The organism is Fertoeibacter niger, assembly GCF_009380135.2.
In the GTDB taxonomy this organism is placed as follows: Bacteria; Pseudomonadota; Alphaproteobacteria; order Rhodobacterales; family Rhodobacteraceae; genus Fertoeibacter; species Fertoeibacter niger.
This window is the reverse complement of sequence record NZ_WHUT02000007.1, coordinates 148,960-175,483: the sequence shown is the minus strand read 5'-3', so window position 1 is coordinate 175,483 and position 26,524 is coordinate 148,960. Positions and strand designations below refer to the sequence as shown.

Sequence of the window (26,524 nt, the reverse complement as noted above, 5' to 3'; positions counted from 1 at the left end):
AGACATGACAAGGGGCACCCCGCAGGGTGCCCCGTTGCCCGGATTTGGCCCGGTCAGATAGCGGTGGCGATCCAATTGGCCAGCGCGGCCTTGGGGGCGGCGCCGACCTTGTTCGACACGACTTCGCCGTTCTTGAACATGAACAGCGCCGGAATGCCCCGCACACCCAGACGTGCCGGGCTGTCGGGGTTTTCATCGACGTTGATCTTCACGATCTTCACCCGGCCCGCATATTCGGCGGAAAGTTCTTCCAGCGCGGGGCCGATCTGGCGGCAGGGACCGCACCATTCGGCCCAGAAATCGACGATGACCGGCACGTCCGACTTGCGGACTTCGGCGTCGAATGTGGCATCGGTAACGGCTACGGTGGCCATGTTGGCTCTCCTGATGATGGGTTGAAAACAAACGTAAGGAGGGGGCGCGCGCCCGTCAAGGGATCGTGGCCGAACGCAAGGCCGACCCCAGCATATCGCATGGCAGCAGCATCAGTTGCGCGGTTTTTGTCCAGAGTATCGCCACTTCGACCTGCCGGTCGGGGTAAATCTGGCGCAATCCTTCGGCATAGGCGGCCATCTGGCGCATCAGGCCGGGCGGCACATCCCCGGGCTGGGCGGGCACCAGCGCGTTGGATTTGTAGTCCACCGCCAGCAACTTGCCCGGCGACAGGATCAGCCGGTCGATCGTGCCCAGCATGCGGTGGCCAAGGATATCGGCGGTGATGGTCACTTCGCGCAGGGCATCGGGGGCAAAGAAGCTGGCCAGCGCGGGCGCGGCCAGCAGGGCCTGCACCTCGGCCAGCAGGATGTCGCGGCCCTCGACCCCCGGCAGCAGGGCATCGGTCAGGCCGGGCCACAGCGCCGCATCCTGCCCCGGCAGATGTTCCAGCAGCAGGTGCAGCCGAGTGCCGCGCAGTTTGGCCGCCTCTTCGCCCAGCAGGGCCGCCTCGCCCGGCAAAGCCTTGGCCCCGCCAAGGTCAGAGGGCGACAGAAGCTGCGGCGGGCGCTGCGGCTCGGCCGCGGGGGAATTGGCCCAAGGGGGCAGGGTGGGCAAGGTATCCGCCGCCGCGGGTGGTGCGGGGGCATCTGCGGGCCAGTCGCCCTCTGTCAGCCGCAGGCCATTGTCTGCGGCCTCGGCCCCCGCTGCCACCATGCCCTGCCGGATCAGATCGTGCCATGCGTCGCCGCGTTCCAGCTTGCCCGCCGCCGCCACGATCAGCCAGCATTGTGCCCGCGTCATCGCCACATAAAGCAGGCGCATGTTTTCGGCGGCGGCCTGCGCCTTGCGGAAATCGCGCGCATTGGCAATCAGCGCCGGGCTGTCAGGTGCCGGGGTTTTCCAGACCGGCACGCCATCGGCCAGAAAAATCTCGCCCCGTTCCGGCGGGTCGCGGTCGGCGGTGTCGGGCAGGATGACCACCGGCGCCTCCAGCCCCTTGGCACCGTGCACCGTCATCACGCGGATACGGCCGCCCGCCGCATCCATCTGGCGTTTCACCTCGACATCATCGGTTTGCAGCCAGCCCAGAAAGCCGGTCAGGCTGGGCACATCGCTGCGTTCATAGGCCAAGGCCTGCGACAGCAATTCATCAATGCCATCTTCCGCCTCGGCCCCCAGCCGCGCCAGCAGGGCCTGCCGCCCGCCATGCCGGGTCAGCATGCGTTCGATCAGGTCATAGGGGCGCAGGTAATCGGCCTGGTCGCGCATGTCCTGCAACACGGCCACCGTGGCGGTATGTGAAGGATCGTTCCGCAACGCCTGCCACAGATACCCCTTGCGCGGCTGGGCGAGGGTGTAAAGCTGCGCTTCCGTCCAGCCGAACAGGGGTGATTTCAGGGCTGCGGCCAGCGATAGGTCATCTTCGGGCGTGGCGAGGAAGGCCAGCAGCGCCGCCAGATCCTTCACCGCCAGTTCGGCCCCCAGCTTCAGCCGGTCAGCCCCGGCGATGGGCAGGCCCGCCGCCTTGCAGGCCGCGATGATGGCGGCGAAAATGTCGGACCGGCGCTGCACCAGGATCAGCACGTCACCCGCATGCATGGCGCGAAACCGCAGCTCGCCCGGCGGGGCGTGGGGGTCGGGTATCTGCGTGCCTGCGTCGATCATCTGGCGGATTCGGGCGGCCACGGCGCGGCCCAGACGGGCGGCGTGGTGTTCCTCGGGCAGCATATCCACCGGGTCGAACCAATGCTCCGGCTCGGGGTCGCTGCCGGCTGCGATCAGCGGCCACAGTTCCACCTTGCCCGGCATCTGCGCCTTGAAGGCGATGTGGCGCAGGCTGCCGCCCAGATCGGCGCTGCGGCGTTCATCAAAGGTCAGATCGACCAGCCGCAAAAGCAGCGGCGCAGACCGGAAGGAATGCAGCAGGTCCAGATCCTGCAAGGGCTGGCCCGCCTCGCCCAGACGGGCGGCGAAATGCGCCTTCATCCGGTCGAAGGCCGCCACATCGGCCCCCTGGAACGAATAGATCGACTGCTTCTTATCGCCCACCACAAAGATGGTGCGGGCCACATCCCGCGCACCCCGGCCTGCGGTGAATTCCTGCGCCAGAAGTTCGATGACGCGCCACTGGTCGGGGCTGGTATCCTGCGCCTCGTCCACAAGGATATGGTCGATGCCACCATCCAGCCGGAACAGCACCCATTGCGCCACGGACGGGTCTGTCAGCAACGCCTTGGCCCGGGTGATCAGGTCATCGAAATCCAGCCAGCCGCGCGCCGCCTTGCGCGCCGCATAGACCGGCAGGAAGGCGGCGGCAAAGGCGTGCAGGGTGGCAGTTTTCTGCGCGGCTTGCAGCGCCTGCCGCAGGGGGCGGGCCTGTTCGACGCGCCGCATCAGGGTGTTCAGCCGGTCTTGCAGATGCGCGAGTTTGGGCCGGGTTTTCAGGGTGGCCAGTTCGTCAAGCTTTGCCGTGAAGCTTTTACCTTCGACCTTGGAGACCCCGAACAGGAGCGCGCCTTCCAGTGCGCGCTGGGTGCCAAGGTCAGGCGCGTCCAGTGACAGCGCGGCGAGTTTGTCAGCCGCTTTCACGTCATTCGTTGAACCTGTTGCCAGTATCGCCGCCGCCTGCGCCAGCAGATCCGCCTCGCCGCCCAGCAACACCTCGGCCAGCAATGCGTGGGCATCAAGGCCGGGCGGCAGGCCGAACAATGCGCGGCTGGCGGCGTCATCCAGCGGGGTGGCAAAGCCCTCGCGCTGGCCGGCGATTTCCTGTGACAGCCGGGCGAAATCCTCGCCCGTATAGGCGCGGGCCAGGGCCTGCACAGCGGCGGGGGCCAGGGTATCGGCCAGCTCCTCGACAATTTCCTCTCGCAGCAGCGTGGCGGCGCGGTCATCCATCTCGGTGAATTGCGGGGAAACGCCCGCCTCCAGCGGAAAGCGGCGCAGCAGGGTGGCACAGAAGGAATGGATGGTCTGGATGCGCAAGCCACCGGGCGTTTCGATGGCGCGGGCGAACAGGCGGCGGGCCTGCGCCAGCGTGTCGTTGTCGGGTGCCGCGCTCATGCCCAGTGTCAGAAGGGCGGCGCGCAGGGCGGCATCATCCAGCATCGCCCATTCGCCCAGACGGCGGAACAGCCGGTTCTGCATCTCGGACGCCGCCGCCTTGGTATAGGTCAGGCACAGGATGCGCTGGGGCTGCACGCCGTCCAGCAAAAGCCGCGCCACACGGTCGGTCAGCACGCGCGTCTTGCCTGAACCGGCATTGGCCGACAGCCATGTCGATGCGGCGGGCTCTGCCGCCTGCACCTGCCGCTCGGTTGCGTCATCGCGCCTCATGCCGCATCCTCCGGATCGGGCGGGCCGACATCTGCGGGCAGGGGGGCATCGTTCATCTCCCATTCGCCGAAGCGGGCCAGATGGTCGTAATCGCCGGGGAAACGTTCGGCAAACACCGCGCGGCGGGCGGCATAGCCCTGTTCGCGCTGGGCGTAGCGGGCGATCAGACGGTGCAATTCCTGCCACACGCGGCCCAGATCGGCGGGCGTCACATCCTGCGCTTCCACCTTGGGGTTGGTGCCAAGGCCGATGTAGCTGATCCGGGCCACCTCGGCGGTTTCCAGCCCCTTGAAGGCGGCGCGTTCGGCCATCGCCGCCTCCAGCAGCAGTTGCTTGTCGAAGGCGGCCTGCTGTTTCTTGCTGGGGGGCGTGCCTGTCTTGTAATCATAGATATGCAGGCGGCCGTCGGGCAGGATGTCGATCCGGTCGGGCGTGGCGGTCAGGGTGAAGGGCAGGGGGTCAAGCCGCACCTTGCCCATCTCCTCGATCACCACGGGGGTGCCGGATTCCGCCGCATCGACATCCAGAAAGAAATCGGCGGCGCGTTCCAGCCGGGCGTGCCACAGCGCGCGGGCGGCGGGCCAGGGGGTTTCGGCGGCCAAGACCCGTGCAGCGATGGCCAGCAGACGCGCGCGCGCCTCGGGACGGGATTCGGGTTGGCGGGTTCTGACGAAATCCTCCAGCACCAGATGCAGCACCGATCCGCGCAGCCGCGCATCGGGGCTTTGGCGCAGGGGATCAAGCGGTTTCAGCCGCAGGATATGTTTGGCATAGATCGCATAAGGATCGCGGATCAGGGTGCGGATGCCGGTGACGGCCAGTTGCGCGGGCCTGACGGCCACCGGCGGGCGCGGGGCCGGGCGGCCGGCGGAGGGCATGGTGGCGGCGGGCATTTCCAGTTGCGCGGCCAGTGCCAGCCAGCCTTGCCCGCGCTGGCGCATGCCCGCCAAGGCGGCAACCCCGCCCTGTTCGCCCAGACCCCCCATCAGGTTCATCAGCCGGTTCAGCCAGCGCGAGGGCACGGTTTCAGCCTCGGCATCGCGGGTGGCGCGGGTCAGCACTACCTCGGGCGCGGTTACTGCCTGCTGATAGTCATGCGCGGAGAGGCCTATGCGGCGTTCGGGCAGCAGCAGCCCGGCCTGAAGCCGCATCTGCCGGTTCATCCACGGATCGGGCGGTGGCAGTTGCGGCCAGATGCCATCGTTCAGCCCGCCCAATATCACCAGATCGGCCCCCTGTTCACGCGCCTCGCGAGGCCCCAGGATGGTGATCAGCGGATGCGGCTCTGCCGCCTCGCGCACTTCGCCGCGCTGGATCAGCGCATCGAAAAGGTCGGTGTAATCGGCGGGCGTCAGGATGCCGCCGTGCGGGGCCTCGGCGGCAAGGTCGGCCATCAGTGCCAGCGCCGCCTCGCCCGCCGCTTCGCGCCACAATTCGCCGGTGGTGGTGCCGCCGGGGCCGGTTGCCAAAGCCTCGGCCAGCGCCAGGTGATGCGCCACGTGATCGGTCAGCGGGCGCGATGTGATGGCATCCACCCCGGCCAGCGCCTGCCCCAGCCACGCGGCCCATTCTACCACGCCCGGCCCGGGCTGCGCTGCGGCCCATGCCGCCAGATCGGCGGGCGAGGGGAATGGCGGGCCGTGGCGGCGCAGGCGCAGTTCCAGATCGCGGGTCCAGCGCAGGTGGTTGCCCCGGTCGGCCCCGGTGGCAGTCAGCGGGTGCTTCAAGAGCACCAGCAGCGCCTCGCCGGTCAGCCGCTGGCCGAACAGCCGCGTGACATGCCGCAGCAGCCGCCCCGGGGCCGACAGGGCCAGTGGGCGGCCCGCCGAATCGTCGGGGCGGATGCCCCAGCGGTCCAGCGCCGCCGTGACCTGCCGCGTCAGGCCCCGGTCAGGGGTGATCAGCACGGCGCTGCGGCCCTGTTCCGCCGCCTGCCGCAGGATCAGCGCCACCGCCAGCGCCTCGGCCCGGGGGCCGGGGGCCTCGATCAGCGTCATGCCTTGGGCGGCAGCGGCCAGATCGGTGAACTGCCGCCCCTCGGTCAGCCACTGGTCGGTCACGGGCGCGGGGCGCAGCGACAGGCTGATCAGCCGCCCGCGCAGGGTGGGTGGCGGGGCCTCGGCCAGCCAGGGGTGAACAGCCTGAGGCCCTACCCCCAGCGCCAGCATCAGGCGGCGAAAGCGGAATTGCGGATGATCCTCGGCCGTCAGCGCGTCATCGAGGCCCTGCCACACTGCCAGCGGTTGATCGAAATCATACCCCGGCAGCAACAGCGCGCCTTGCGGCAGCGCCGCCACTGCCTGCATGAACAGCGCCGTCGTGCCGCGTGACCCGGTGGAGCCTGCCACGATCACCGGCCCCTGCGGCGGCGCGGCTTGCCACTGGGCTGCCAGCCGTTCGACCGCCATGCGCTGCCGTGCCTCGGCATCCGGCGCGTCCTGTGCGGCGAAAAGCGGCGTCACGATGCGCATGAATTCGCGGGTGCGCTGCCAATGCGCGGAATGGTCGGCCACATCCAGCGCGGCAATCGCCTCGGGGCTGACGCCTTCGCCCTGCATCTCGTCCATCAGCGCGGCAAGGCTGTCGGCCAGATCATAGAGTGCGGCGCGCGGTGCTACATCGGGCTGTGCCTCCAGCAGGCGGGCGATGAGCTGGGTAAGCTCCAGCCTTCGGCGCAGGGGCGGCACGGCTGCGGGCAGGCCAGGCACCAGTGCTGCGATGTCTGTCAGCAGCCGGATGCGCGGCAGAAAGCCCGCGCCGGATGCCGCGAAAATCGCCGTCACCCGGCGGCGCATGCGCTGGGTGTTCACGAAAAGCTGCACCTGTGCCATCGCCTCGGGTGGCTGGCCTGCCAGCCTTTCGCGCAGGCCCCGCACCAGCAGCGCCGGAAAATCGACCCCGGGTGGCAGGGCGAACAGGCGGGGTGCGAGGCCGTCAAACATCGGCGGCCAGCAGGGCTTCGGCGGCGGCAATGCCTGCGGGCGTGCCCACATCGCACCATCCGCCCGGGTGGATCAGGCCAAAGGCGCGGCCCCGGGCAATCATCCGGTCCCACAGCCGGTTCAATGAGAACACCTGTTCATGAATATTGGCTAACCCCTCGGTGTGGATGATCTGCGCGCCCAGATAGACCACGCCATCTGTGCCGTTTGCCCGGCTGATCCGCCCGTCGCCGTCCAGCAGGAAATCGCTTTTGCCCGGCGCGCGGCCTGCTTCGCCGGCTGGCAGCAGCAGCAAAAGCGCGTCCATCCGCGCCGGATTCCATGCGTTCAGCAATGTTGTCAGCGGGTTGGGGCCAGACCACACAACATCGGGGTTCAGCGTCAGCACCGGCCCCGTGCCCAGCAGCGGCAGGGCCGCACGCAGACCGCCGCCGGTTTCCAGTATGGCCTCACGCTCCCACGACAGGGCGACATCGGGGCGGCTGGCCAGATGCGCGGCCAGCTGATCGCCCCGGTAGTGCAGGTTGACGACCTTGCGCGCGATGCCCGCCTGATCGGCCAGTTGAAGCGCATGGTCGATCAGCGGGCGGCCCGCCACCGGCAGCAGTGGCTTTGGCCGGTCGGCCGTCAACGCGCCCATGCGGGTGCCGAAACCGGCGGCAAACAGCATCAGGGCTTCGGGGCGCATTGGGCGGTGATCCTTTCCAGCAGCGCAGGCGTGGGTGCGGGCAGCAGGGTGTTGCATATCGCGGCAAGGGGGGCCAGCGCCGGATGCGCCAGATTGCGTTGCAACTGCGCCCAGACCCGGGGGATCAGCGCCACATACTGCGGCTTGCCCGCCACAAGGCAAAGCCGGGCAAAGATACCCAGAATGCGCAGGGTGCGCTGGGCCCCCAGCACCGCATAGCTGGCGGTGAAGGTGTCAGGCAGCCCGTTGGCATCGGCAAAGCGGCGGATCATGGCCGCCTCGACCACGGGCGGCACATCGCGCCGGGCATCTTGCAGCAGCGACACCAGATCATAGCCCGGCTGCCCCAACTGGGCCAACTGGAAATCCAGCAGCCCCACGCGGGCCAGCCCGTCGCGCCCCGGCAGCCAAAGCAGGTTTTCGGCGTGGTAATCGCGCAGGATCATCACGCGTGGGCCATCGGCATGGGCGCGCAGCAGGCCTGCCAGGGTTTCGGTGAAAGGGCCGGTATCGGCCCGGGTGCCGGTGGCGGCGAGGCCATACCAGTCGGGCGCAAAGGCGGCGGCAGTTGCCCAGTCTGCGGCGGTCAGGTCGGGCAGGCCGGGCGGGGCGGGGTGGCGATGCAGATGGGTCAGCACATCGGTGGCGGCGGCGTAGAGCGTTGTTTCTGTGGCAGGATCATCAGGGATCATCCGGGCGAACAGCGCATCGCCCAGATCCTCCAGCAACAAGAAACCCTGCGCCAGATCCTGTGCGATGATCAAGGGTGCCGACAGGCCTAGCCGCCGCAGATGCCCGGCAATGGCGACAAATGCGGCGGGGTCGTCACCCCGGCCCGGCGGCGCATCCATCAGCACGGCAGTCTCGCCCCGCCGGGTCAGCCGGTCATAGCTGCGGTCCGATGCATCGCCCGCCAGAAAGCGGCGCTCTGCCATGCCCCAGCCGCAGCGGTGCAGAAACGCCTTCGATTGCGCTTGGCGGTCAGACATCCTGCGCCCAGTCCTGCGCAAGCCGTGCCAGCAACGGGGCATGGGCCGGGGCCAGAAATTCGGCCTGCCGACCGTCACCATCCGCCCGCAACGTCAGGCGGATGGCATTGGCGGGGGCCAGATTGCCCAGCCGGTCGGGCCATTCCACCAGACAAACTGCGGTTGCGAAAGCTGCCTCCAGCCCCAGTTCCAGCACCTCGTCCGGGTGGGTCAGGCGGTAAAGATCGGCATGCCAGATTTCGTATCCCGCCGCGTCATAGGTCTGCACAAGGGTAAAGGTGGGCGAGGGCACATCCTCGGCCCGGCCCAATGCGGCGCGGATCAGCGCGCGGCACAGATGCGTCTTGCCCGCGCCGATGCTGCCGGTCAGCAGCAGCACATCGCCCGGCCCCAGCGCAGCGGCCAGCCATGCGCCAAGGCGGGCTGTGGCCCTTTCCGAGGGCAAAAAAAGGGTCAGCGCAGCATCATCCGGCATGCGGTGAAGATGACGGGACGCGCGCGCCGCCGCAAGCCGGTTCGGTGACGACGGGGCGGGGGGCCAGTGACGCGGCGCCATGTGCTGGACTTGGCACATTGCGCGCGGCAGGCCGGATCAGGCGGTCTTGCGCACGGTCGCCACCTCGGGCATCACCTCAAGCACCGTGTCAGGCGGCTGCGCCAGACGGAACGCGGCCAGCGTCGCCCCGCCCGCCAGCGGCACGAAGCGGCACGTCACCAGCCGCCCGTCGTTCAGCCGCGCCTCGCCACCCCAAGGGTCACGATCGCCAAGGGTTGCCACAAAATATTCCGCCTCTTGCCACAACGGAGAGGCGGCGGAATGCCCGCGCCAATGCGCGCAAAGCGCCGCAATGCCGCCATCGACCAAGGTGGCCGCAGGGTCATGCCCCCAGAGCGCGGCATAGGCCGTGTTGGTCATCACCAACTGCCCGGCCTGCGAGAATACGGCGATGCCCTCGTCCAGCGCATCAACCACCGCCTGCCCAAGTTCCAGATCGGCGCGGTAGCGGCGGGTGCGCGACATTTCGGTGGAGATATCCTCAAACATCAGGGCCAGCGCACCATTGGGGTGTGGCCGACCGCTGACGCGGTAGGTCTGGCCTGAAGGCAGGCTCCACGTTTCCTCATAAAGGCCTGACAGCGCCGCTTTTTCCAGCGCGGTCATCTGTTTGCGCCAGCCGCGGTAATCTTTGGGCTCGGGGATCATGCTGTTGTCGCGCATCGCGTCGAGAAAGGCGAACAGCGTGGGGCGACGTGACAGGAAATCGGGTTGCAGGCCCGACAGATCCAGCAGCGCCGGGTTGAACAGCGCCAGTTGCCGCTGGTGGTCGAAAATGGCCAGCCCGATGGGCAGATGCGCGAAGGTCTTTGTCAGCGTCTGCATGAAATCGCGCAGCCCGGTTTCGGCCTGCACCGCCGCATCGGCGGGCAGCGCGAACAACAGCCGCCCGGCGCCCTCGGCAATGCCGGTCAGGTCGAACCATTGCGCCGGGCCGCCGGCGGGCTCCAGCCGCTGCCGCTGGCTTTGCGCGCCCTGCGTTGTGGCGGTGCGTTCGAAAATCCGGGGCAGGGGCCATGTCAGATCCTGCCCCGGTTCCAGCGTGCGGCTGGCCTGCATCAGATAGGCTGCGTTGGCCCAGATCACCGCCCCCGCGCCATCTTCGCGCCAGACCAGCACCGGGGCCTGCGCCATGGTTGCGCGCAGTTGATCCAGTTCGTCCTGCATGGCGCGCTGCGCCAGTTGATCAAGGCCCGGCAACCGCGCCGCACTTTCAGGGTCGTGCAGGGTGATGCGGATCAGCCCGCCACGCAATTCGGCCTGCAACAGCAGGGCCACGCCCGCATCTTCGGCCGAGGACATCACGATGCGCCCTTCACCGGGCAGTTGGGCCAGCCGGTCCTCGAACCCGGAAAAGCGGGGCGCAAGATAGGCCAGAAGCCGAACCCACGGCCCCCCGCGGCCGGTGCTGGCCTGCAAAAGCGCCCGCGCGCCCGGAGTAGCATCCAGCAAGGTTTCGCCATCAAACAGGAATACCGTGCCGGACGCGTTTTCAAAAAAGATGCTGGCGCGTGTATTGGATCGCCCCTGCATCGACGACATCAGCAGCGTGCCGCCCAATGCGGCGACAATTGCCGTTAACCCCAGCCAGAATGCCAACATCCAATCAATGTGCATCACCGCATCACCCCGACGCGAACAAATACCCGTGATGCAACCTTGGGTCTATAAGGTTAACGCAGGGTTAAGTCATGGAGGGAACAACCGCGCCAATCATCAGGCCCGGATGGGCTCGTTATCACCCAGCGGGCGGTTTTTCGGGAAAAGGCTTGCGGGCCAGATTACCTCGACAATCGCGCCACAACGTTCCGGGCGTTCGTCCGGGGTCAGGAATGGATCTGCGGCATTGGCAAAGCTCAACTCCGCGCCGGTGCGTTCCAGCAATGTCTTGGCGATGAACAGGCCCAGTCCCATGCCCTCATACTCCGGGCGGCGGTCGGGTTCGGGCACACCACGGCGCTGGCGCAGGAACGGGTCGCCAATGCGGCCCACCACCTGCGGCGGATAGCCGGGGCCGTCATCGACGATTCGCACCAGAATGCGCCCCGCAGTCCACTCGCCATCGACCCAGACGGTGCCATGCGCGAAATCGACGGCGTTCTGGATCAGGTTGCGCAGGCCGTGGATGATCTCGGGCTGGCGTGGAATGCTGGGCTGGCGGTCGCTGCCGCCCGCGCCGGGGGCCAGCGAGAACTCCACCCGCTTGCCGCGCGCCAGATGCGGCTCTGCGGCCTCGCGCAACACCTCGCCCAGCGGGGCTTGCCGCATGTGCAGATCGTCCTTTCCCGCGCGGCCCATCGACCGAAGGATGTCGCGGCAACGGTTGGCCTGATCGCGGATCAGCTGCGCATCCTCGCGCAGGTCGGGGCGGTCGGCCAATTCCTCCATCAACTCGGCACTGACCAGCTTTATCGTGGCCAGCGGCGTGCCCAGTTCATGCGCGGCTGCGGCAATGACCCCGCCCAGATCGGTCAGCTTCTGTTCCCGCGCCAGCGCCATCTGCGTGGCCAGCAGCGCATCCGACATCGAGCGGATTTCCGACGACACCCGCCGCGAATAAAGGCTGAGGAACATGATCCCGATCACGATCGACAGCCAGAAGCCAAACTCGAACAGCACCGGAATTTCCAGCGCCGTGCCATCGGGAAAGCGCAGCGGAATGTTCAGGAACACCGTCAGCGTCACGAACAGAATCGCAAGGCTGCCCAGAATGATCGTGGTGCGCAGCTCCAGCGCCGAGGCGGAAATCGTCACCGGGGCCAGAATCAGCAGAACGAACGGGTTGGTCAGCCCGCCGGTCAGATAGATCAGGAACGACAGTTGCGACAGGTCGAACAGCAGCGTCAGCATCGCCTCCAGCTCTGACAGGCGCTTGTTCTCGGGAAAGACGAAAATCGCGATCAGATTGGCGCAGACCGAGGCGCCCACGGCCATGTAACACAGGCCCAGCGGCAACTGCATGCCATAGTAGCGGTCTGCCACCATGATGGCCGCCAACTGCCCGGCCACGGCCATCCAGCGCAACAGGATCAGGGTGCGCAGACGCACCCAATCGCCCCGCGCGTCACGCGGAAAAATGGCCAGCGGGGCCGGAATCATCACATGTCCTTGCTGTCGCAGGCGTATCTTTCCCATTGTTAAGAGGCCTGCCTTGCAGGATCAATGCAGCAAGAACCAGCTGAGACAAAAGGGGTCGGATGATGACAAAGCTCTATGCGGGTGCGGCGGCCGCCACGGTTGTGGCGCTGTTGGCGGGGTCGGCGGCCTGGGTTTTCCTGTCGGGGTCCGGCGATGATTACGCGAGTTGCCGGGGCGGGCAGGTGGGCGGCGGCGCCATAGGCGGGCCGTTCACGCTGGTCGATGGCACGGGCGCGACCGTGACCGATGCCGATGTGATCACGACGCCTTCGCTGGTCTATTTCGGCTATACCTATTGCCCCGATGTCTGCCCGCTGGACAATGCCCGCAACGCCGAGGCCGTGGACATTCTGGAAGAGCAGGGGCTGGACGTGACCCCGGTGTTCATCACCATCGACCCGGCGCGCGACACGCCCGAGGTGATGGCGGAATACAGCGAACTGGTGCATCCGCGCATGATCGGGCTGACCGGCAGCGAGGAACAGGTGAAGGCCGCGTCATTGGCCTACAAGACCTATTACAAGAAACAGGAAGGCGACGACCCAGAATTCTATCTGATGGACCATTCCACCTTTACCTATCTGGTGTTGCCCGGCACCGGCTTTGTCGATTTCTTCAAGCGTGAGGTAACGGCGGACCAGATGGCACAGCGCGTGGGGTGCTTCCTCAGCGCGGGTTGAAACCCCCGGTTTGACCATCGCATGCGAACGGCCTATCTGTGTTCGGTGGTATGGGATGGGGGTTCGGCGAAAATGGCAGAAGAACAGATGCTCGATCTGGGGGCGGACAGAACCCTGCTGCTGGTTGATGATGACGAATCCTTTGTCAAACGTCTGGCCAAGGCGATGGAAAAACGTGGTTTTCTGCCCGAAACGGCGGAAAGCGTTGCCGCTGGCAAGGCCATGGCCATGGCGCGGCCGCCAGCCTATGCCGTGGTCGATCTGCGGCTGGAAGATGGCAATGGCCTGGATGTGGTCGAGGTGCTGCGCGACCGCCGACCCGATTGCCGCATCGTGGTGCTGACGGGTTACGGCGCGATTGCGACTGCTGTGGCGGCGGTTAAAATCGGCGCGACGGATTATCTTTCCAAACCCGCGGATGCCAATGAGGTGACGCATGCCTTGCTGTCGCGCGGCGAAACCCTGCCGCAGCCGCCCGACAACCCGATGTCGGCCGATCGCGTTCGGTGGGAACATATCCAGCGCGTCTATGAGATGTGCGACCGCAATGTTTCTGAAACCGCGCGGCGATTGAACATGCATCGGCGCACGCTGCAACGCATATTGGCAAAGCGCAGCCCCAAATAAGCCACCCTTCACACCCGTTGCAGCGCCGGTTTTTAACTGGCACTGTCGCCTATTTTACACTGGATTGATCATTATTTAAATCTGTTTTACACAGGGTCATCGAAATCTGTAAGGACGCGCCCTGTGGACATCAATCTGAACGAGCTTTCGCTCAAAGAACTCAAGGATCTGCAATCGCAGATAGCAAAGGCCATTGCCACCTTCGAGGACCGCAAGAAGAAAGAAACCATTGCCGAGCTTGAAGAAATGGCGCGCGCGCGCGGTTTCTCGCTGGCGGAACTGACCGGGCTTCCGGTGGGCCGCAAGCGCGCGCCTGCTGTGGCCAAATATGCCAATCCCGCCGATGCGTCGGATACATGGTCGGGCCGTGGCCGCAAACCGCGCTGGTTCGAGGCGGCGCTGAAGGGCGGGGCCTCCGCCGAGTCGATGATGATCTGACGGCAAAGGCGCGGGCGATCACGCCTGCGCCACCAGCCAGGCAAGAAACCGGCGCACGGCGGGGCGTTGTGGGCCGGCCTGCGTGATGATGAAATAGCCTGGCAGGGCATCCTGATTGTCCTGCACCAGCACCAGCCGCCCGGTTTTCAGGTCATCCTCCAGCAAGGCCAGACTTTCGACGATGACGCCAAGCCCCTGGCGCGCGGCGGCCAAGGCCAGCTCTTCATTGGGAAATTCGGTCATCAGGCAGCCAGCCGTATCGATGCCGATGCTGCGCATCCAGTTTTCCTGTTCGGGCCAGTCCTGCGTCAGAACCCAGGGCAATGCGCCCAGATCAGGCTTTGCGGACCCTGCCAGCAGCCCCGGCGCCGCAGCCACCACCAGCCGGGCCGAGGCCAGCAACTGCGCCTGCACCCCCGGCCATTGACCGTCACCATAGCGGATGGCCACATCCATGCCTTCACGCCGCAGATCCAGAACGCGGGGGTCGGGGTGCAGGGACAGGCCGATATCGGGATGCGCCGCCCAGAAACCGCGCAACCGGGGCATCAGCCATTGTGTTGCAAAGCCGGTGGTCAGGGTGATGCGCACCGGCCCGTCGGCCCGCCCGGCGCGGGCAGCGGCGACTGCCGATTGCAGCGTGCCAAAGCCTTCGCCCAGGGCCAGAGCCAGCCGTTCGCCCGTATCAGTCAGCGCCAGCCCGCGCCCGTCGCGCTGCACCAGCGCCGCGCCCAGATGATCCTCAAGTCCCCGCACCTGCTGGGCGACCGCCGCAGGCGTCACGTTCAGCGCGCGGGCGGCGGCGCTGAAGCCTTGCAGCCGCGCCGTGGCCTCGAACGCGCGCAGGGCGGTGAGCGCAGGCATGGACTGCCAGTCTATCGGCATCGCACCTCCGGTAATATGATAGTTGGGCTAATAGGCCGGAAATCTTCCTGACGGGATCATGCCCCGATATTACTGTATAAATGCTCCATCGACGCAAGAGAATGGAGTTACAAAATGTTGCATATCTTTGCCAATGCGCTGCTGATCGCCGCCAGGTTCGACCCACCGCAGCCAATGCCACGCCTCCGCCCGCAGCCGCAGGATGAGGCGGCCCCCACCCGCCGCTGGCTGCGCATCGCCGGGCTGCGGTTTTAAACCGTGCAGGCAGCCAGCAGTTCCGCGTGCCTTTGCACATAGTCCGCCCGCACCGCGACGGGCGGACGCAAGCGTATTTCCAGCCCGGCAAGCAGCGCATTTTCCGGGGCGCCGAAAAACCTGTCGGCCTCGGCCACTGTGAACCCCGCAATCTGCACAGCCTCCAGCCACGCCGAGATGCGGTCGGCCTTCTTGATCTCCTTCTTCACCGCTGCCGGAAGGACCATCGGCAGGCCAAAGCGCAGATGCACCGCTGCTGTCAGCCGCGCATCCAGTTCGCCATAGCTGGGGCCCACCGCCGCTTTTACCGGGCTGATCATGTCGCCGATCACATATTCCGGCGCGTCATGCAGCAGCGCGGCCAATTGCCAGCGCGGCGGCTGCGCGGGATTCATCCGGGTAAAAATCTGTTCCACCAGCAATGAATGTTCGGCCACCGAATAGGGCCAGTCGCCGCGTGTCTGCCCATTCCAGCGTGCGACAAAGGCCAGGCCATGCGCGATATCCTCGATTTCGATATCCACCGGCGTGGGGTCCAGCAGATCCAGCCTGCGGCCGGAAAGCATGCGCTGCCAGGCGCGTTGCGGCTTTGCCATGTGTCACCTCCGGCACCCGGGAATACGGCGCAAAAGCAGGGCGCGCAACGACGGCGCGCGCCGGTTGCGGAACTTTTGCCGGGTGAGGGGCGTTGTGCCACCAGAATTCAGATGTGCAGCAAGGAAGGTCGACTGATGCAACGCAACGTGAACTTTCTGCGCATGGGTGTGCTTGGTGCGGCGGCCACGGCCGTTCTGGCGGCCACGCTGCCGGTGAGTGCGGCGCTGTGGCCTGCGACGCCGGCGCCCGATACCGATGCGGTCAATCTGGCGGTCTACGACACCATGCCCCGGGTGGGTGCGGCCCAGCTGCCGACCGACCCGTTCTGCGACAGACCGGATGTTGTTGCGATCAGCCTGACCGAAGACTATGCCGAAGAGATCACGCTAAGCGCGATGAACGACGATGGCACGCGGTTTGATTTCTGGGCGTCGGATCTGTCGGGCACCTGGACCGTGACCTATACCCGCGCCGATGGCAGCGCCTGCGTGGTGGGTTCCGGCACCGGGTGGAGCGATGGCGCCGCCCCGGCAGATTTCCTGCAACAGGCGGGCGTGGCGCTCTGACGCTGCGCCGGGGCGCATGCGCGGGGCTACATGCAATTGCTGGACCCTGCCCTTGATGCTATGGCTCCTGCCAAAGCGAAACAGGAGCGCCCCATGGCCGATTACATTGTCAAAGACATTGCCCTTGCCGATTTCGGGCGCAAGGAGCTGACGATTGCCGAAACCGAAATGCCGGGCCTGATGGCGCTGCGCGAAGAGTTTGGCGAGGCAAAGCCTCTGGCTGGCGCGCGGATTGTCGGTTCGCTGCACATGACGATCCAGACTGCCGCGCTGATCGAAACACTGGTGGCGCTGGGCGCGGATGTGCGCTGGGCCTCGTGCAACATCTTTTCCACACAAGACCACGCCGCAGCCGCCATTGCCAAGGCTGGGGTTCCGGTGTTCGCCATCAAGGGCCAGACCCTGACGGAACATTGGGATTACCTTGACCGTTCCTTCATGTTCCCTGAAGGCGCGAACATGATCCTCGACGATGGTGGTGATGCGACGCTGTATGTGCTCTTGGGCGCGCGGATGGAGGCGGGCGAGGATGTGCTGTCGGTGCCCCAGTCCGAAGAGGAAGAGGTGATCAAGCTGCAAATCCAGAAACGGATGCAGCAGTCGCCCGGCTGGTTTGCAAAAACCAAGGCCGCGATCAAGGGCGTGTCCGAGGAAACCACCACGGGTGTTCACCGTCTTTATGATCTGCACAAGAAGGGCCAGTTGCCCTTCCCGGCGATCAACGTGAATGACTCGGTGACGAAATCGAAATTCGACAACAAGTATGGCTGCAAGGAATCGCTGGTTGACGGCATCCGCCGCGCGACCGACACGATGATGGCTGGCAAGGTGGCCGTGGTCTGCGGCTATGGCGATGTGGGCAAGGGGTCTGCCGCCAGCCTGCAAGGCGCCGGTGCGCGGGTGAAAGTCACCGAGGTGGACCCGATCTGCGCGCTGCAAGCCGCGATGGACGGGTTCGAGGTGGTGCTGCTGGAGGATGTGGTGGCATCAGCCGACATCTTTATCACCACCACGGGCAACCGCGACGTGATCCGCATCGAGCATATCCGCGAGATGAAGGACATGGCGATTGTCGGCAACATCGGCCATTTCGACAATGAAATTCAGGTCGCCGCGCTGAAGAACCACAAGTGGACGAACATCAAGGACCAGGTGGACATGATCGAGATGCCTTCGGGCAACCGGATCATCCTGTTGTCCGAAGGCCGCCTGCTGAACTTGGGCAACGCCACCGGCCACCCCAGTTTCGTGATGTCGGCCAGCTTTACCAATCAGGTGCTGGCGCAGATCGAGCTGTGGACCAAGGGCGCGGATTATGCGCCGGGCGTCTACATCCTGCCCAAGGCACTGGATGAGAAGGTGGCGCGCCTGCATCTGAAGAAGATCGGCGTCAAGCTGACCGAACTGCGCAAGGATCAGGCCGACTACATCGGCGTCAAGGTCGAAGGGCCGTTCAAGTCGGAACACTACCGCTACTGATCGGGCGCTACTGATCGGGCGCACCTGATCGGCAAAGCTCCGCCCGGCTGCCGTCACGGGGAACGGCAGCCGGATTTCCCCTTTGCCGCTCTCCGGCTTTCGCCTAGGCTTCCTGCATCCCGCCCGGCCAATGCGCCGGACCCGCGGCAATGATGAACCGACAGGAACGAGGAGAGACGACATGAGCAAACGTGACGATCTGATCGCCAAATATGCCGAGGCCCTGCGCGACAAGTGCAAGATCGACCCCGACATGGCCTTGCTGACCAAGGTGACGATCGGCTGTGGCCCGGCGATCTACAACGCCGACAGCGAAACCGTCGCATCCAGCGACCAGTCCGAGCTTGAGACGGTGAAAAACAACTTCCTCGTCAAGAAACTGGGGCTTGATGATGGCCCCGACCTGATGGCGGCGATCAACGCGGTGATCGAGACCTATGGCAAATCCGATCGCAACAAATATCGTGCCGTGATCTATTACATGCTGGTGAAGCATTTCGGCAAAGAAGCGGTTTACGCCTGAACCGCATCGGCGGGTGCGGTTGTCGTTGGTCCTGCCGGCATGATCCGCCGCAAATCCCTGCATCACAGAAAACCGGCAGCAAGCCCTGAAGACCTCCCGGTCTTTGGGGCTGATGTTTAATAAAATGCCATGGGCTTGGGGTTTGGCGCAGGCACCGATTGCGCCTATGTTCCGATCATCAGGGCAGGACGCCCGGGACCGTTTCAGAACACGTGTGGTGCCGTTGGGGAGCACGTGGGGTGGGTGGAGGGTCTCGGTGTGGGTCGGGGCCCTCCATTTTTTTGCCCCGGCCCGATGCGCATGGGCGCTGAACCGCGCCGCCCGGTTCAGAACAAGGCCAGCACCAGCCCGATAACTCCGCAGCCCGCCACCGCATAGCCGCCATCAATCATCGCCAGCCGTGCCGGGCGGCCCGCAAAGCCATAGCACATCGCCAGCCATGGCGTGATGAAGAACGCCCCGATCCCGAGGCCCGAGGTCAGCCCCTCAAACACCGTGTCGATAGCCGACATGGCAAAGACATGCCGCATCATCCCCGCCACCACGACCATCGCCACAAAACCAATGATCATCGGCGACACGCCCTCGGCCTTCGCTGGTCGGCCGTCGGGCCCCAGCCGCACGCCCGAGGCCGCGATCCACGGCGCGGACAATGTCATATACCAGACCGCGCCCACGGCAAAACCCGCCACAGCCGCCACCAGAACCGCCAGAAACCCCATCTCTGCCCCCCTGCTGCCGATGGCATCAGCATAGCGGTGCCGTGCGTCTGGACAAAGGGCTTTATCGCCAACAAAAGCACGGGCACACTGGCCGAAAACGGGGGTTTCGCCATGCGGATGCTGGTCGGTTTTCTGCTGGGTCTTGTTGTCGGTGGCGTGACCACGATGACACTTGGCATCCTCGCGGGCGATGTGTTTGACATATCGCAGCGCGAAGGGGCCTATGCGATGGGCGTGGCGTTCTTCTATACGCCCGTCGGAGCGGTGATCGGCGGCATCATCGGCGCCATGCTTGCCCGCAGGCGGCGCTGATCACAACCCGCCCAGGGCACAGATCACCTGCCATTCATCCGCGCTGACCGGCTGCACCGACAAGCGGGAATTGTTCACCAGAACCATGCCCGACAACCGGGGATCGGTCTTGCAGGTGTCCAGCGTCACCGGATGCAGCAGGGGGCGCACGGCGCGGATATGCACGCAATCCCAGCGCGGATCGTCGGTCGTGCTGTCGGGTGCGCTGGTCTGGCTGACCTCGACGATGCCCACCACTTCCTTGCCGATGTTGGAATGGTAGAAGAACCCCAGATCGCCCACCTGCATCGCGCGCATGTTGTTGCGTGCCTGATAGTTGCGCACGCCATGCCATTCCTCGCCTGCGGCACCCTTGGCCACCTGGTCATCCCAGCTCCAGGTGTCGGGTTCCGATTTGAACAGCCAGTAGGGCATCAGCCGATCACCTTTTTCCATTCGATGACGGTGACAGAGGCGAACAGCCCGGCCTTGGCATAGGGATCAGCCGCCGCCCACGCCTGCGCCTGCGCCAGATCATCCACCATCAGCACGACCAAAGATCCGCACATCTGCCCGGCGGCGTCCAGCAGCGGCCCGGCCATTTCCACCACGCCCGACGATTCAATATGCGCCAGATGCGCCGCGCGGTTTTCAAGGCGGACCGGCAGGCTATCCGGTTTGTCATGGCAGAAAAGGGCAACGCGCATCATCTATTCCTGTTTCAAGGGGCGGGAAAGCAGGGCCTGAATGGCCTCGGGCAAGGTTATCTGACCAAGGGTCAGCGCCGCAACCATCACGGCCAGCGGCATGTCGATGTCATGGCGGGCGGCAAGCGCCGTCACGGCCCTTGCGGTGGCCACGCCTTCGACGGTGATGGCCGTGTCAAACGGCTCGCCCGCCCCCAGCGCGCGGCCATAGCGGAAATTGCGCGACTGGTCCGATGTGCAGGTCAGCACCAGATCACCAAAACCCGACAGACCGGCCAGAGTTTCCGCCTGCGCACCCAGGGCCTGCGCCAGCCGCACCATCTCGGCATAGCCGCGCGTCATCAGGGCGGCCCGGGCCGAATCGCCCAGACCCGCGCCGATCACCACGCCCGCCGCAATCGCCACCACGTTCTTCAGCGCGCCACCCAGTTCGGCCCCCGTCACGTCGGTGGTGCGGTAAAGCCGCAGCGCGGCGGTGGAAAGCTGCTGCTGCAACGCCGCCCCCGCCGCATCATCGGCACAGGCCAGCGTCAGTGCCGTGGGCAGGCCGCGCGCGATGTCGGTGGCAAAGCTGGGGCCGGTCAGGATGGCGGGTATGGCCGCGGGGCAGGCGCGGGCGATCAGCCCGGTGGGGCCCAGCCCGCTGGCCAGATCCACCCCCTTGCAGCAGGCGACCAACGCCCGCCCGTTCAGCCAGCCATGCGTGGCCAGAACCCCGGCCAGCGCCTGCGCGGGCACCGCCAGCAGCACGGTTTGGGCGCGCGCCAGATCTGCGCAATTTGCCGTCACGGTGACGTTTTCCGGCAGCACGACCCCCGGCAGCCGCGCCCCCGCACCGCTGCGGCCCCACAACATCACCGGCCCTTCGCGGCCCAAGGCCACCGCCAGCGCCGTGCCGAATGCCCCCGCGCCCAGAATGCCGATCATGCCTTGGCCCCCTTCTTGCCAAAGCCCAGCAGGGGCGCGCTGGTCTGGTCCAGCGGCCAGCGCGGGCGGGCGGCCAGATCCATCCCGTCGCGCAGGCCCAGACGAAACCGTTCGATCCCCGCCCAGGCGATCATCGCCGCGTTGTCGGTGCAAAGCCGCAGCGGCGGCGCCAGAAAACGCACGCCCGCCCCGGCGCAAACAGTTTCCAGCGCCTCCCTGATACGGCTGTTAGCCGCTACGCCGCCCGCCACGGCAAAGGCGGGGGCAACCGGTGCATCGGCGCTGTAAACTGCCAGCGCCCGGCGGGTCTTTTCGGCCAGCACGGCCGCCACAGCCTCTTGAAACCCGGCGCACAGATCGGCGCGGTCCTGCCGCAGCAACCCGCCCTGCGCTGCGATCAGCCCATCACGCGCCCGCAGCACGGCGGTTTTCAGGCCGGAAAAGCTCATGTCGCAGCCCGGCCTGTCCAGCAGCGGGCGGGGAAAGGCGAAACGCCGGGGGTCGCCCTGCCGTGCCTCGGCCTCCACCTCCGGCCCGCCGGGCTGGCGCAGGCCCAGCAGTTTCGCGGTCTTGTCAAACGCCTCGCCCGGTGCATCGTCGATCGAGCCGCCCAGCCGGGTGAAATCTTCAGCCCCGCGCGCGATCAGAAGCTGGCAATGGCCGCCCGAGACCAGCAGCATCAGATAGGGAAATTCCAACCCGTCGGTCAGGCGCGGGGTCAGCGCATGGCCCGCCAGATGGTTCACGCCCACCAGCGGCAGGCCCGTGGCCGCCGCAATCCCCTTGGCACACATCACACCTGACAGCACGCCGCCGATCAGCCCCGGCCCCGCCGTCACCGCCACGCCATCCAGATCGGCCAATGTCAGCCCCGCCCCGGCCAAAGCCGCCTCGACGCAATGATCCAGCCGTTCGGCATGGGCGCGTGCGGCAATTTCCGGCACCACGCCGCCAAAGGGCGCGTGCAGCGCCGTCTGCCCATCCACCACGGATGACAATATTTCGGCCCGCCCGCCCGGCACATGGCGCACGACCGCCGCAGCCGTATCGTCACAGCTGCTTTCAATGCCAAGAAAGGTTAGCCTGTTCTGCATGGGCCGCCGGTTGCCAGAAGGGTTCCCCGCAGGTAACACCGGAACCATGGCCCGACAATCCCATGTCCCCCCCATCCTGCTGACCCGGCCCGCAGCGCAGGCCGACCGGTTTGCGGCGCTGCTGCGTGCGCGGATGGGGGAACTGGCCATCGTCACATCGCCCTTGCTGGCCCCGGAGTTTCTGGCCACGCCGCTGCCCGCCGCGCCTGTGACGGGACTGGTCTTCACCTCGGAAACCGGGGTGGCGGGGTTCTTGCGCCTGCCTGCCGCTGCCAGTCTGGCCGGCCTGCCGGTCTGGTGCGTGGGTGATCAGACGGCACGGGTCGCGCGGGCGGCGGGGCTGGCGGCACGTTCGGCCAGCGGCGATGCGGCGGCCCTGCTGACAGCGATTGTTGCGGCGGGCGGCAAGGGGCCGCTTCTGCACCTTTGTGGGCAGGACACGCGGGGCAATCTGGCGGCGCGGCTGACCGGGGCGGGCATTTCCACCACAGCCGTCACGGTCTATGCGCAGCGGCCACAAGGCCTGACGCCCGGTGCGATGGCCCTGCTGCATGGCCCGGCGCCTGTGGTGGTGCCGCTGTTTTCCCCGCGCACGGCGGCGCTTTTTGCCGCAGCGGCAGGAACCATCACCCCGCTTGCCCCGTTGTGGGTTGTGGCGTTCAGCCCGGCGGTGGCCGATGCTGTGCCGCAGCAACTTTCCACCCGGTTGCGGATTTCCGCCGCCCCCGATGCCGCCGCCATGGCAGAAGCGGTGGCGGCGCTGATTGCCGCAGCGCCGCATGCTTGAGACGCATCGCCGCAGCGGATAGGCTAAACATGCTCCGGTCAGGATGCGGACAGTGACGAAAGGCAAGGCCATGGCAGACACCGACCCCCGCCCGACCGAGGATGCGACCGTTCCCGTTGCCGCGGATACGCCGGATTCCGCGCCCGATCCGGTCATTCTGCCCGAGCCCGAGCGTGATCTGTGGCGCGCAGGGCCAGATGAGGCCGAAATCATGGCCACCCTGCCGCCCGCGTCGCCGCCCGAATCCGCTGCCGAACCCAGCCTGGCCCCGCGGCAGGCCGAATCGCCCGTGGCCGCAGCCCCGCAAAAGCGCGGTGGCTTTGCCGCCTTGCTGGCCGGGGGCGTGATTGCGGCCGGTTTGGGCTTTGGTCTGGCGCAGGTGGTGCCGAACGGCTGGCCTATCGGCAGCACGGCCGAGCTTGAGGCCGCATTGGCCGCGCAGGCGACGGAAACGGCAGACCTCAAGACCCGGATCGAGGCCTTGGCCGCCCGCCCCGAAGGCATCGGGGATGATGCGCTTGCGCCGATCAGAACCGAAGCCGAGGCTGCCGGGGCTGCGGCCACCGCCGCATCCGATGCCGTCGCCGCGCTGGACCCCCGCCTTGCAGCGCTGGAGGACCGCCTGACCGCGCTGGAAAACCGCCCCGCAGGCGAGGGCGGCGCATCATCTGCGGCCCTGTCGAATTACGAGGCCGATCTTGCCGCCCTGCGCGCGGAGCTTGAAGCGCAGAAAGGTGCCGGTGCCGCACTGGTCAGCGATGTCGAGGCTGCCGCCAAGGCCGCCGAGGCGCGTCTGGCCGAAGCCGAGGCGCAGGCCGCCACCCTGACAGCCGAGGCCGAGGCTTTGGCGTTGGCCGCGACCACTGCCGCTGCCGTTGCCCGCGTGCAGGCGGCGCTGGACAGTGGCGCAGGCTTTGCCGACCCGCTGGCCGATCTGACCGCCGCCGGGCTGGAGGTGCCACCCATTCTGGCCGAGGGTGCCGAGGGTGGCCTGCCCACCATGGCCATCCTGCAATCGGCCTATCCCGACGCGGCCCGCGCCGCCTTGGAGGCGTCGTTGCGCGCCGACATGGGCGACAGCCTGACCGAACGCCTGGGGTCTTTCCTGCGCAGCCAGACCGGTGCGCGGTCCCTTGCCCCGCGTGAGGGTGCCGACCCCGACGCCATCCTGTCGCGCGCCGAAGCGGCGCTTGTCGCCGAGGATCTGCCGCTGGCCTTGCAGGAACTGGCCGCCCTGCCGCCCGATGGCCAGGCCGCCATGGCCGAGTGGACCGCCGAGGCACAGCGCCGCATCGACGCAACCGCAGCCGTGGCGAGCCTCGCCACCGCCGCCGAAACCATGTGAGGGGCGCGGCATGATCTGGTCTTTGGTCAAGGTTCTGCTGTTTGTCGTGCTGGTGGGTGCGCTGACGCTGGGTGCGGGCCTGCTGCTGGATACCAGCGGGGGCATCCGCGTTGCGGTGGCGAATTTCGAATTCACGCTGGGGCCGTTGCAGGCGCTGATCGCGGCGCTGCTGCTGATGCTGGCGCTGTGGTTCGTGATGAAACTGGTGGGCTTTCTGATCGCTCTGCTGCATTTCCTGAACGGCGATGAAACCGCGATTTCGCGCTATTTCGACCGCAACCGCGAACGCAAGGGCTATCAGGCGGTGGGCGAAAGCCTGATGGCGCTGGCCTCGGGTGAGGCGCGGGTGGCGCTGTCGCGCGCGGGCAAGGCCGAACGCTATCTGAACCAGCCGGAGCTGACGACGCTGCTGATCGCGCAGGCGGCCGAACAGACCGGCGACAGCAGCCGCGCGACCGAGGCTTACAAGGCCCTGCTGGGCAACGACAAGACCCGCTTTGTCGGCGTGCGCGGGCTGATGAACCAGAAGATCGCCGAGGGCGACCGGGTGACGGCGCTGAAACTGGCGGAAAAGGCCTTTGCGCTGAAGCCCCGGCACCCGGAAACGCAGGACATCCTGCTGCAACTGCAATCGGAACAGGCCGACTGGAAGGGCGCACGTTCCACCCTGGGGGCCAAGCTGAAATCGGGCGCATTGCCCAAGGCTGTCTATCAACGCCGTGACGCCGTGCTGGCCCTGCAAGAGGCCAAGACGCTGGTGGATGAAACCGCCAGCATCGAGGCGCAAGAGGCCGCGATCGAGGCGAACCGCCTGTCGCCCGACCTGATCCCTGCCGCCGCCATGGCCGCCCGCAGCTATATTGCCAAGGGCGATGCGAAACACGCGACGCGCGTGTTGAAAAAGGCCTGGGCTGCGCGACCCCACCCCGATCTGGCCGCCGCCTTTGCCGAGATCGAGCCGGATGAAACCGCCAGCCAGCGCCTGAAACGGTTCAAGCTGCTGACCGCCCTGCACCCCGACCATGACGAAACCCGGATGCTGCTGGCCGAGCTGAACATCGCCGCCGAGGAATTTCCCGCCGCGCGCCGCGCGCTGGGCGATCTGCCAACCCGTCACCCGACCGCCCGCTCGCTGGCGATCATGGCGGCGATCGAGCGCGGCGAAGGCGCCGATGACGCAGTGGTGCGCGGCTGGCTGGCCCGGGCGCTGACCGCGCCGCGCGGCCCGCAATGGTGTTGCGACAAATGCCAGAACATCCACGCCGCATGGGGCCCGGTCTGTGACAATTGCGGGGGCTTCGACACGCTGAGCTGGCGCGAACCTGCCGAAAGCGCGGGCCCCAGCGCCACCGGAAGCGAGCTTTTGCCGCTGATCGTCGGCTCCCCCACCCCGCCGCCGCGCGTGTCAGACGAACCTGTGCAGAACGCAGATATCGTGGAGGGCGAGGCGCTGGGCCGCGCGGCGAACTAAGCGGGTTGCAACAGCGGCCTGCCCAGCAAACGGCGCTGTGATGCCGCAGCACCCCTTGGCCTTGGGTCTGGTCTGCTGACCCCCCAAGGTCAGACGCCAGCCCTGCGCCACCAAACAAAATCAGATTTCCGCGTGCCCCAAGACGGATTCGAACCGCCGACCTCTTCATTACGAATGAAATGCTCTACCAGCTGAGCTATTGGGGCTACGCGGCTGTGCGTTTAAACGACCATTGGGGTTCCTGCAAGGTCGAAAAGGCTGGGCGCTGCGTGGATCACAGCGGGATGGTGCGCAGGTCAAGGGCCTGTGTGGACAGATGCTGTTCGGGGTAGCCTTCCGGCAGATCAGCGATCAGCAGCGCGGGGGTGGTGCCTGCCTGCGCCGGAATGCTGCCATCGGCAGCGGCGATCAGAGAGCCGCCAACATAATCGAGATCGCCTTCGCTGCCGCAGTAATTGGCATAGACGATGCTGACAGCATGGTTGGCCGCCATGGCGGGCACGGTATGGCGCACGACATGGGTGTAGGGCTGCATGTTGGCGGTGGGCACGAGGATGATTCTGACCCCTTGCGCCGCAAGCGCCGCAACATGCGGGGCAAATTCGATGTCATAGCAGATCAGGATAGCGGCCTTTGTGCCGTTCATATCAAAGGTCACATAGGCGTCGCCCTGTGTGTAGAGTGCCTTTTCGCGCGGGCCGTAGAGCTGGATCTTGCGGTAATGTGCCACCTGCGCGCCGCGATCATCCAGCACCAGCGCAGAATTGCAAACCGTTGCGCCATCGCGTTCTGCATAGCCCAGCACGATGCCGCAACCGGCCTTGCGGCAGAACGCGGCCACCGTCCCATGCCATGCGCCACCCCGCGGCTGTGCGTGGTCGGCGATGGCCGGGTGGTTGTAGCCGGGCAGGTAGATTTCCGGGGTGACGAGGGTTGTGGCCCCTGCCGCACCTGCGGCGTTGAGCGCGGTTTCAAGCGCGGCCATCGCGGCGGAAATGTCGCCCGCCGGGGAGTGGCCCTGCCAGAGGGCGAGCCTCATGGGCGGC

The 26,524-nt window shown here is 66.6% G+C and carries 27 protein-coding genes and 1 tRNA gene; 11 read left to right on the top strand and 17 right to left on the bottom strand.

What is annotated here, in order from left to right; genetic code table 11:
- Positions 1-53: 53 nt before the first annotated feature.
- The 8 genes from trxA to regB all read right to left on the bottom strand — a co-directional run bounded on the left by trxA (position 54) and on the right by regB (position 12,045).
- Entirely contained in the window at positions 54-374 is a 321-nt protein-coding gene (trxA, locus tag GEU84_RS13110; RefSeq protein ID WP_152826769.1) for a thioredoxin, read from the bottom strand.
- 55 nt (positions 375-429) lie between these two features.
- A complete protein-coding gene (addA, locus tag GEU84_RS13105) occupies positions 430-3,771 on the bottom strand; it encodes a double-strand break repair helicase AddA (protein ID WP_152826767.1) in 3,342 nt (1,113 codons plus the stop codon).
- Positions 3,768-6,713 carry a double-strand break repair protein AddB gene (gene addB / locus GEU84_RS13100; protein WP_152826765.1) on the bottom strand — a complete coding sequence of 982 codons (2,946 nt, stop codon included), beginning with the start codon at positions 6,711-6,713 and terminating at the stop codon, positions 3,768-3,770. The genes addA and addB overlap by 4 nt, the downstream gene beginning before the upstream one ends.
- Positions 6,706-7,401, bottom strand: a complete 696-nt coding sequence (locus tag GEU84_RS13095) for a nucleotidyltransferase family protein (RefSeq protein WP_152826763.1) — start codon at positions 7,399-7,401, stop codon at positions 6,706-6,708. The genes addB and GEU84_RS13095 overlap by 8 nt, the downstream gene beginning before the upstream one ends.
- Positions 7,383-8,390 carry an aminoglycoside phosphotransferase family protein gene (locus GEU84_RS13090; protein ID WP_152826761.1) on the bottom strand — a complete coding sequence of 336 codons (1,008 nt, stop codon included), beginning with the start codon at positions 8,388-8,390 and terminating at the stop codon, positions 7,383-7,385. Before GEU84_RS13090 ends, GEU84_RS13095 begins: the two co-directional genes overlap by 19 nt.
- Positions 8,383-8,865 (bottom strand): tRNA (adenosine(37)-N6)-threonylcarbamoyltransferase complex ATPase subunit type 1 TsaE, encoded by a 483-nt coding sequence (tsaE, locus tag GEU84_RS13085; protein WP_152826759.1) that lies wholly within the window; start codon positions 8,863-8,865, stop codon positions 8,383-8,385. The genes GEU84_RS13090 and tsaE overlap by 8 nt, the downstream gene beginning before the upstream one ends.
- Positions 8,866-8,982: 117 nt before the next feature.
- Positions 8,983-10,563: a PAS-domain containing protein gene (locus GEU84_RS13080; RefSeq protein WP_152826757.1), complete on the bottom strand. Its 1,581-nt coding sequence runs from the start codon at positions 10,561-10,563 to the stop codon at positions 8,983-8,985.
- 99 nt (positions 10,564-10,662) lie between these two features.
- Entirely contained in the window at positions 10,663-12,045 is a 1,383-nt protein-coding gene (gene regB, locus GEU84_RS13075; RefSeq protein WP_152826755.1) for a sensor histidine kinase RegB, read from the bottom strand.
- 101 nt (positions 12,046-12,146) lie between these two features.
- On the opposite strand from regB, the gene GEU84_RS13070 reads away from it, so the two are divergent.
- From GEU84_RS13070 to GEU84_RS13060, 3 genes are all read left to right on the top strand, one after another.
- Positions 12,147-12,764, top strand: coding sequence for an SCO family protein (locus GEU84_RS13070; RefSeq protein ID WP_152826753.1), 618 nt, complete (start codon positions 12,147-12,149; stop codon positions 12,762-12,764).
- Positions 12,765-12,836: 72 nt separating this feature from the next.
- On the top strand, positions 12,837-13,391 hold the full coding sequence (locus GEU84_RS13065; RefSeq protein WP_152826961.1) for an ActR/PrrA/RegA family redox response regulator transcription factor: 555 nt from the start codon (positions 12,837-12,839) through the stop codon (positions 13,389-13,391).
- Positions 13,392-13,514: 123 nt separating this feature from the next.
- The gene (locus GEU84_RS13060) at positions 13,515-13,829 is read left to right on the top strand and encodes an H-NS family nucleoid-associated regulatory protein (protein ID WP_174539854.1); all 315 of its coding nucleotides are present in this window, start codon (positions 13,515-13,517) and stop codon (positions 13,827-13,829) included.
- An 18-nt stretch (positions 13,830-13,847) separates the two neighbouring features.
- Here the strand turns inward: GEU84_RS13060 and GEU84_RS13055 are convergent, their stop codons facing one another.
- Positions 13,848-14,693 (bottom strand): LysR family transcriptional regulator, encoded by an 846-nt coding sequence (locus GEU84_RS13055; protein ID WP_174539853.1) that lies wholly within the window; start codon positions 14,691-14,693, stop codon positions 13,848-13,850.
- 135 nt (positions 14,694-14,828) lie between these two features.
- On the opposite strand from GEU84_RS13055, the gene GEU84_RS13050 reads away from it, so the two are divergent.
- Positions 14,829-14,969, top strand: coding sequence for a hypothetical protein (locus tag GEU84_RS13050; protein ID WP_174539852.1), 141 nt, complete (start codon positions 14,829-14,831; stop codon positions 14,967-14,969).
- Here GEU84_RS13050 and GEU84_RS13045 read toward each other — a convergent pair.
- Positions 14,966-15,565: an HD domain-containing protein gene (locus GEU84_RS13045; RefSeq protein WP_152826747.1), complete on the bottom strand. Its 600-nt coding sequence runs from the start codon at positions 15,563-15,565 to the stop codon at positions 14,966-14,968. The genes GEU84_RS13050 and GEU84_RS13045 overlap by 4 nt on opposite strands.
- Before the next feature lie 135 nt (positions 15,566-15,700).
- Here GEU84_RS13045 and GEU84_RS13040 point away from each other — a divergent pair, with 135 nt between their 5' ends.
- From GEU84_RS13040 to GEU84_RS13030, 3 genes are all read left to right on the top strand, one after another.
- A complete protein-coding gene (locus GEU84_RS13040; RefSeq protein WP_152826745.1) occupies positions 15,701-16,132 on the top strand; it encodes a hypothetical protein in 432 nt (143 codons plus the stop codon).
- Between the two features lie 93 nt (positions 16,133-16,225).
- Entirely contained in the window at positions 16,226-17,611 is a 1,386-nt protein-coding gene (gene ahcY / locus GEU84_RS13035) for an adenosylhomocysteinase (RefSeq protein WP_152826743.1), read from the top strand.
- A 181-nt stretch (positions 17,612-17,792) separates the two neighbouring features.
- Positions 17,793-18,134, top strand: a complete 342-nt coding sequence (locus GEU84_RS13030; protein ID WP_152826741.1) for a DUF2853 family protein — start codon at positions 17,793-17,795, stop codon at positions 18,132-18,134.
- A gap of 326 nt (positions 18,135-18,460) precedes the next feature.
- On the opposite strand, the gene GEU84_RS13025 is transcribed toward GEU84_RS13030, so the two are convergent.
- Positions 18,461-18,856: a DUF1761 domain-containing protein gene (locus tag GEU84_RS13025; protein ID WP_152826739.1), complete on the bottom strand. Its 396-nt coding sequence runs from the start codon at positions 18,854-18,856 to the stop codon at positions 18,461-18,463.
- Positions 18,857-18,967: 111 nt separating this feature from the next.
- Here GEU84_RS13025 and GEU84_RS13020 point away from each other — a divergent pair, with 111 nt between their 5' ends.
- A complete protein-coding gene (locus tag GEU84_RS13020; RefSeq protein WP_152826737.1) occupies positions 18,968-19,168 on the top strand; it encodes a hypothetical protein in 201 nt (66 codons plus the stop codon).
- Here GEU84_RS13020 and GEU84_RS13015 read toward each other — a convergent pair whose 3' ends face one another.
- Genes GEU84_RS13015 through tsaD form a run of 4 tightly spaced genes read right to left on the bottom strand, consistent with a single transcriptional unit; the run spans position 19,169 to position 21,875 of the window.
- Entirely contained in the window at positions 19,169-19,582 is a 414-nt protein-coding gene (locus GEU84_RS13015; protein WP_152826959.1) for an EVE domain-containing protein, read from the bottom strand.
- On the bottom strand, positions 19,582-19,854 hold the full coding sequence (locus tag GEU84_RS13010) for a YciI family protein (RefSeq protein WP_152826735.1): 273 nt from the start codon (positions 19,852-19,854) through the stop codon (positions 19,582-19,584). The genes GEU84_RS13015 and GEU84_RS13010 overlap by 1 nt, the downstream gene beginning before the upstream one ends.
- A gap of 3 nt (positions 19,855-19,857) precedes the next feature.
- A complete protein-coding gene (locus tag GEU84_RS13005) occupies positions 19,858-20,781 on the bottom strand; it encodes an NAD(P)H-dependent glycerol-3-phosphate dehydrogenase (RefSeq protein WP_152826733.1) in 924 nt (307 codons plus the stop codon).
- Complete coding sequence (tsaD, locus tag GEU84_RS13000) at positions 20,778-21,875, bottom strand: tRNA (adenosine(37)-N6)-threonylcarbamoyltransferase complex transferase subunit TsaD (protein ID WP_152826731.1); 1,098 nt, start codon at positions 21,873-21,875, stop codon at positions 20,778-20,780. The genes GEU84_RS13005 and tsaD overlap by 4 nt, the downstream gene beginning before the upstream one ends.
- Positions 21,876-21,921: 46 nt before the next feature.
- Between tsaD and GEU84_RS12995 the strand changes: the two genes are divergently transcribed.
- The 3 genes from GEU84_RS12995 to GEU84_RS12985 all read left to right on the top strand — a co-directional run bounded on the left by GEU84_RS12995 (position 21,922) and on the right by GEU84_RS12985 (position 25,478).
- On the top strand, positions 21,922-22,662 hold the full coding sequence (locus GEU84_RS12995) for a uroporphyrinogen-III synthase (protein WP_152826729.1): 741 nt from the start codon (positions 21,922-21,924) through the stop codon (positions 22,660-22,662).
- Between the two features lie 70 nt (positions 22,663-22,732).
- Positions 22,733-24,007, top strand: coding sequence for a COG4223 family protein (locus GEU84_RS12990; protein ID WP_152826727.1), 1,275 nt, complete (start codon positions 22,733-22,735; stop codon positions 24,005-24,007).
- A 10-nt stretch (positions 24,008-24,017) separates the two neighbouring features.
- Complete coding sequence (locus GEU84_RS12985; protein WP_152826726.1) at positions 24,018-25,478, top strand: heme biosynthesis protein HemY; 1,461 nt, start codon at positions 24,018-24,020, stop codon at positions 25,476-25,478.
- A 133-nt stretch (positions 25,479-25,611) separates the two neighbouring features.
- On the opposite strand, the gene GEU84_RS12980 is transcribed toward GEU84_RS12985, so the two are convergent.
- Positions 25,612-25,684 (bottom strand) — tRNA-Thr (locus GEU84_RS12980).
- A 68-nt stretch (positions 25,685-25,752) separates the two neighbouring features.
- A complete protein-coding gene (locus GEU84_RS12975; RefSeq protein ID WP_152826724.1) occupies positions 25,753-26,517 on the bottom strand; it encodes a nitrilase-related carbon-nitrogen hydrolase in 765 nt (254 codons plus the stop codon).
- Between the last annotated feature and the right edge of the window lie 7 nt (positions 26,518-26,524).

Coding starts and splice junctions, on each gene's coding strand:
- GEU84_RS13025 (WP_152826739.1), bottom strand. CDS start 18,856: ATGGGGTTTCTGGCGGTTCTGGTGGCGGCTGTGGCGGGTTTTGCCGTG.
- GEU84_RS13065 (WP_152826961.1), top strand. CDS start 12,837: ATGGCAGAAGAACAGATGCTCGATCTGGGGGCGGACAGAACCCTGCTG.
- trxA (WP_152826769.1), bottom strand. CDS start 374: ATGGCCACCGTAGCCGTTACCGATGCCACATTCGACGCCGAAGTCCGC.
- GEU84_RS13020 (WP_152826737.1), top strand. CDS start 18,968: ATGCGGATGCTGGTCGGTTTTCTGCTGGGTCTTGTTGTCGGTGGCGTG.
- GEU84_RS13005 (WP_152826733.1), bottom strand. CDS start 20,781: ATGATCGGCATTCTGGGCGCGGGGGCATTCGGCACGGCGCTGGCGGTG.
- GEU84_RS13030 (WP_152826741.1), top strand. CDS start 17,793: ATGAGCAAACGTGACGATCTGATCGCCAAATATGCCGAGGCCCTGCGC.
- tsaD (WP_152826731.1), bottom strand. CDS start 21,875: ATGCAGAACAGGCTAACCTTTCTTGGCATTGAAAGCAGCTGTGACGAT.
- GEU84_RS13055 (WP_174539853.1), bottom strand. CDS start 14,693: ATGCCTGCGCTCACCGCCCTGCGCGCGTTCGAGGCCACGGCGCGGCTG.
- GEU84_RS13080 (WP_152826757.1), bottom strand. CDS start 10,563: ATGCACATTGATTGGATGTTGGCATTCTGGCTGGGGTTAACGGCAATT.
- GEU84_RS13045 (WP_152826747.1), bottom strand. CDS start 15,565: ATGGCAAAGCCGCAACGCGCCTGGCAGCGCATGCTTTCCGGCCGCAGG.
- GEU84_RS13090 (WP_152826761.1), bottom strand. CDS start 8,390: ATGTCTGACCGCCAAGCGCAATCGAAGGCGTTTCTGCACCGCTGCGGC.
- addB (WP_152826765.1), bottom strand. CDS start 6,713: ATGTTTGACGGCCTCGCACCCCGCCTGTTCGCCCTGCCACCCGGGGTC.
- GEU84_RS13095 (WP_152826763.1), bottom strand. CDS start 7,401: ATGCGCCCCGAAGCCCTGATGCTGTTTGCCGCCGGTTTCGGCACCCGC.
- GEU84_RS13070 (WP_152826753.1), top strand. CDS start 12,147: ATGACAAAGCTCTATGCGGGTGCGGCGGCCGCCACGGTTGTGGCGCTG.
- GEU84_RS12995 (WP_152826729.1), top strand. CDS start 21,922: ATGGCCCGACAATCCCATGTCCCCCCCATCCTGCTGACCCGGCCCGCA.
- tsaE (WP_152826759.1), bottom strand. CDS start 8,865: ATGCCGGATGATGCTGCGCTGACCCTTTTTTTGCCCTCGGAAAGGGCC.
- GEU84_RS13015 (WP_152826959.1), bottom strand. CDS start 19,582: ATGCCCTACTGGCTGTTCAAATCGGAACCCGACACCTGGAGCTGGGAT.
- GEU84_RS12990 (WP_152826727.1), top strand. CDS start 22,733: ATGGCAGACACCGACCCCCGCCCGACCGAGGATGCGACCGTTCCCGTT.
- addA (WP_152826767.1), bottom strand. CDS start 3,771: ATGAGGCGCGATGACGCAACCGAGCGGCAGGTGCAGGCGGCAGAGCCC.
- ahcY (WP_152826743.1), top strand. CDS start 16,226: ATGGCCGATTACATTGTCAAAGACATTGCCCTTGCCGATTTCGGGCGC.
- GEU84_RS13010 (WP_152826735.1), bottom strand. CDS start 19,854: ATGCGCGTTGCCCTTTTCTGCCATGACAAACCGGATAGCCTGCCGGTC.
- GEU84_RS13040 (WP_152826745.1), top strand. CDS start 15,701: ATGCAACGCAACGTGAACTTTCTGCGCATGGGTGTGCTTGGTGCGGCG.
- GEU84_RS12975 (WP_152826724.1), bottom strand. CDS start 26,517: ATGAGGCTCGCCCTCTGGCAGGGCCACTCCCCGGCGGGCGACATTTCC.
- GEU84_RS12985 (WP_152826726.1), top strand. CDS start 24,018: ATGATCTGGTCTTTGGTCAAGGTTCTGCTGTTTGTCGTGCTGGTGGGT.
- GEU84_RS13050 (WP_174539852.1), top strand. CDS start 14,829: ATGTTGCATATCTTTGCCAATGCGCTGCTGATCGCCGCCAGGTTCGAC.
- regB (WP_152826755.1), bottom strand. CDS start 12,045: ATGATTCCGGCCCCGCTGGCCATTTTTCCGCGTGACGCGCGGGGCGAT.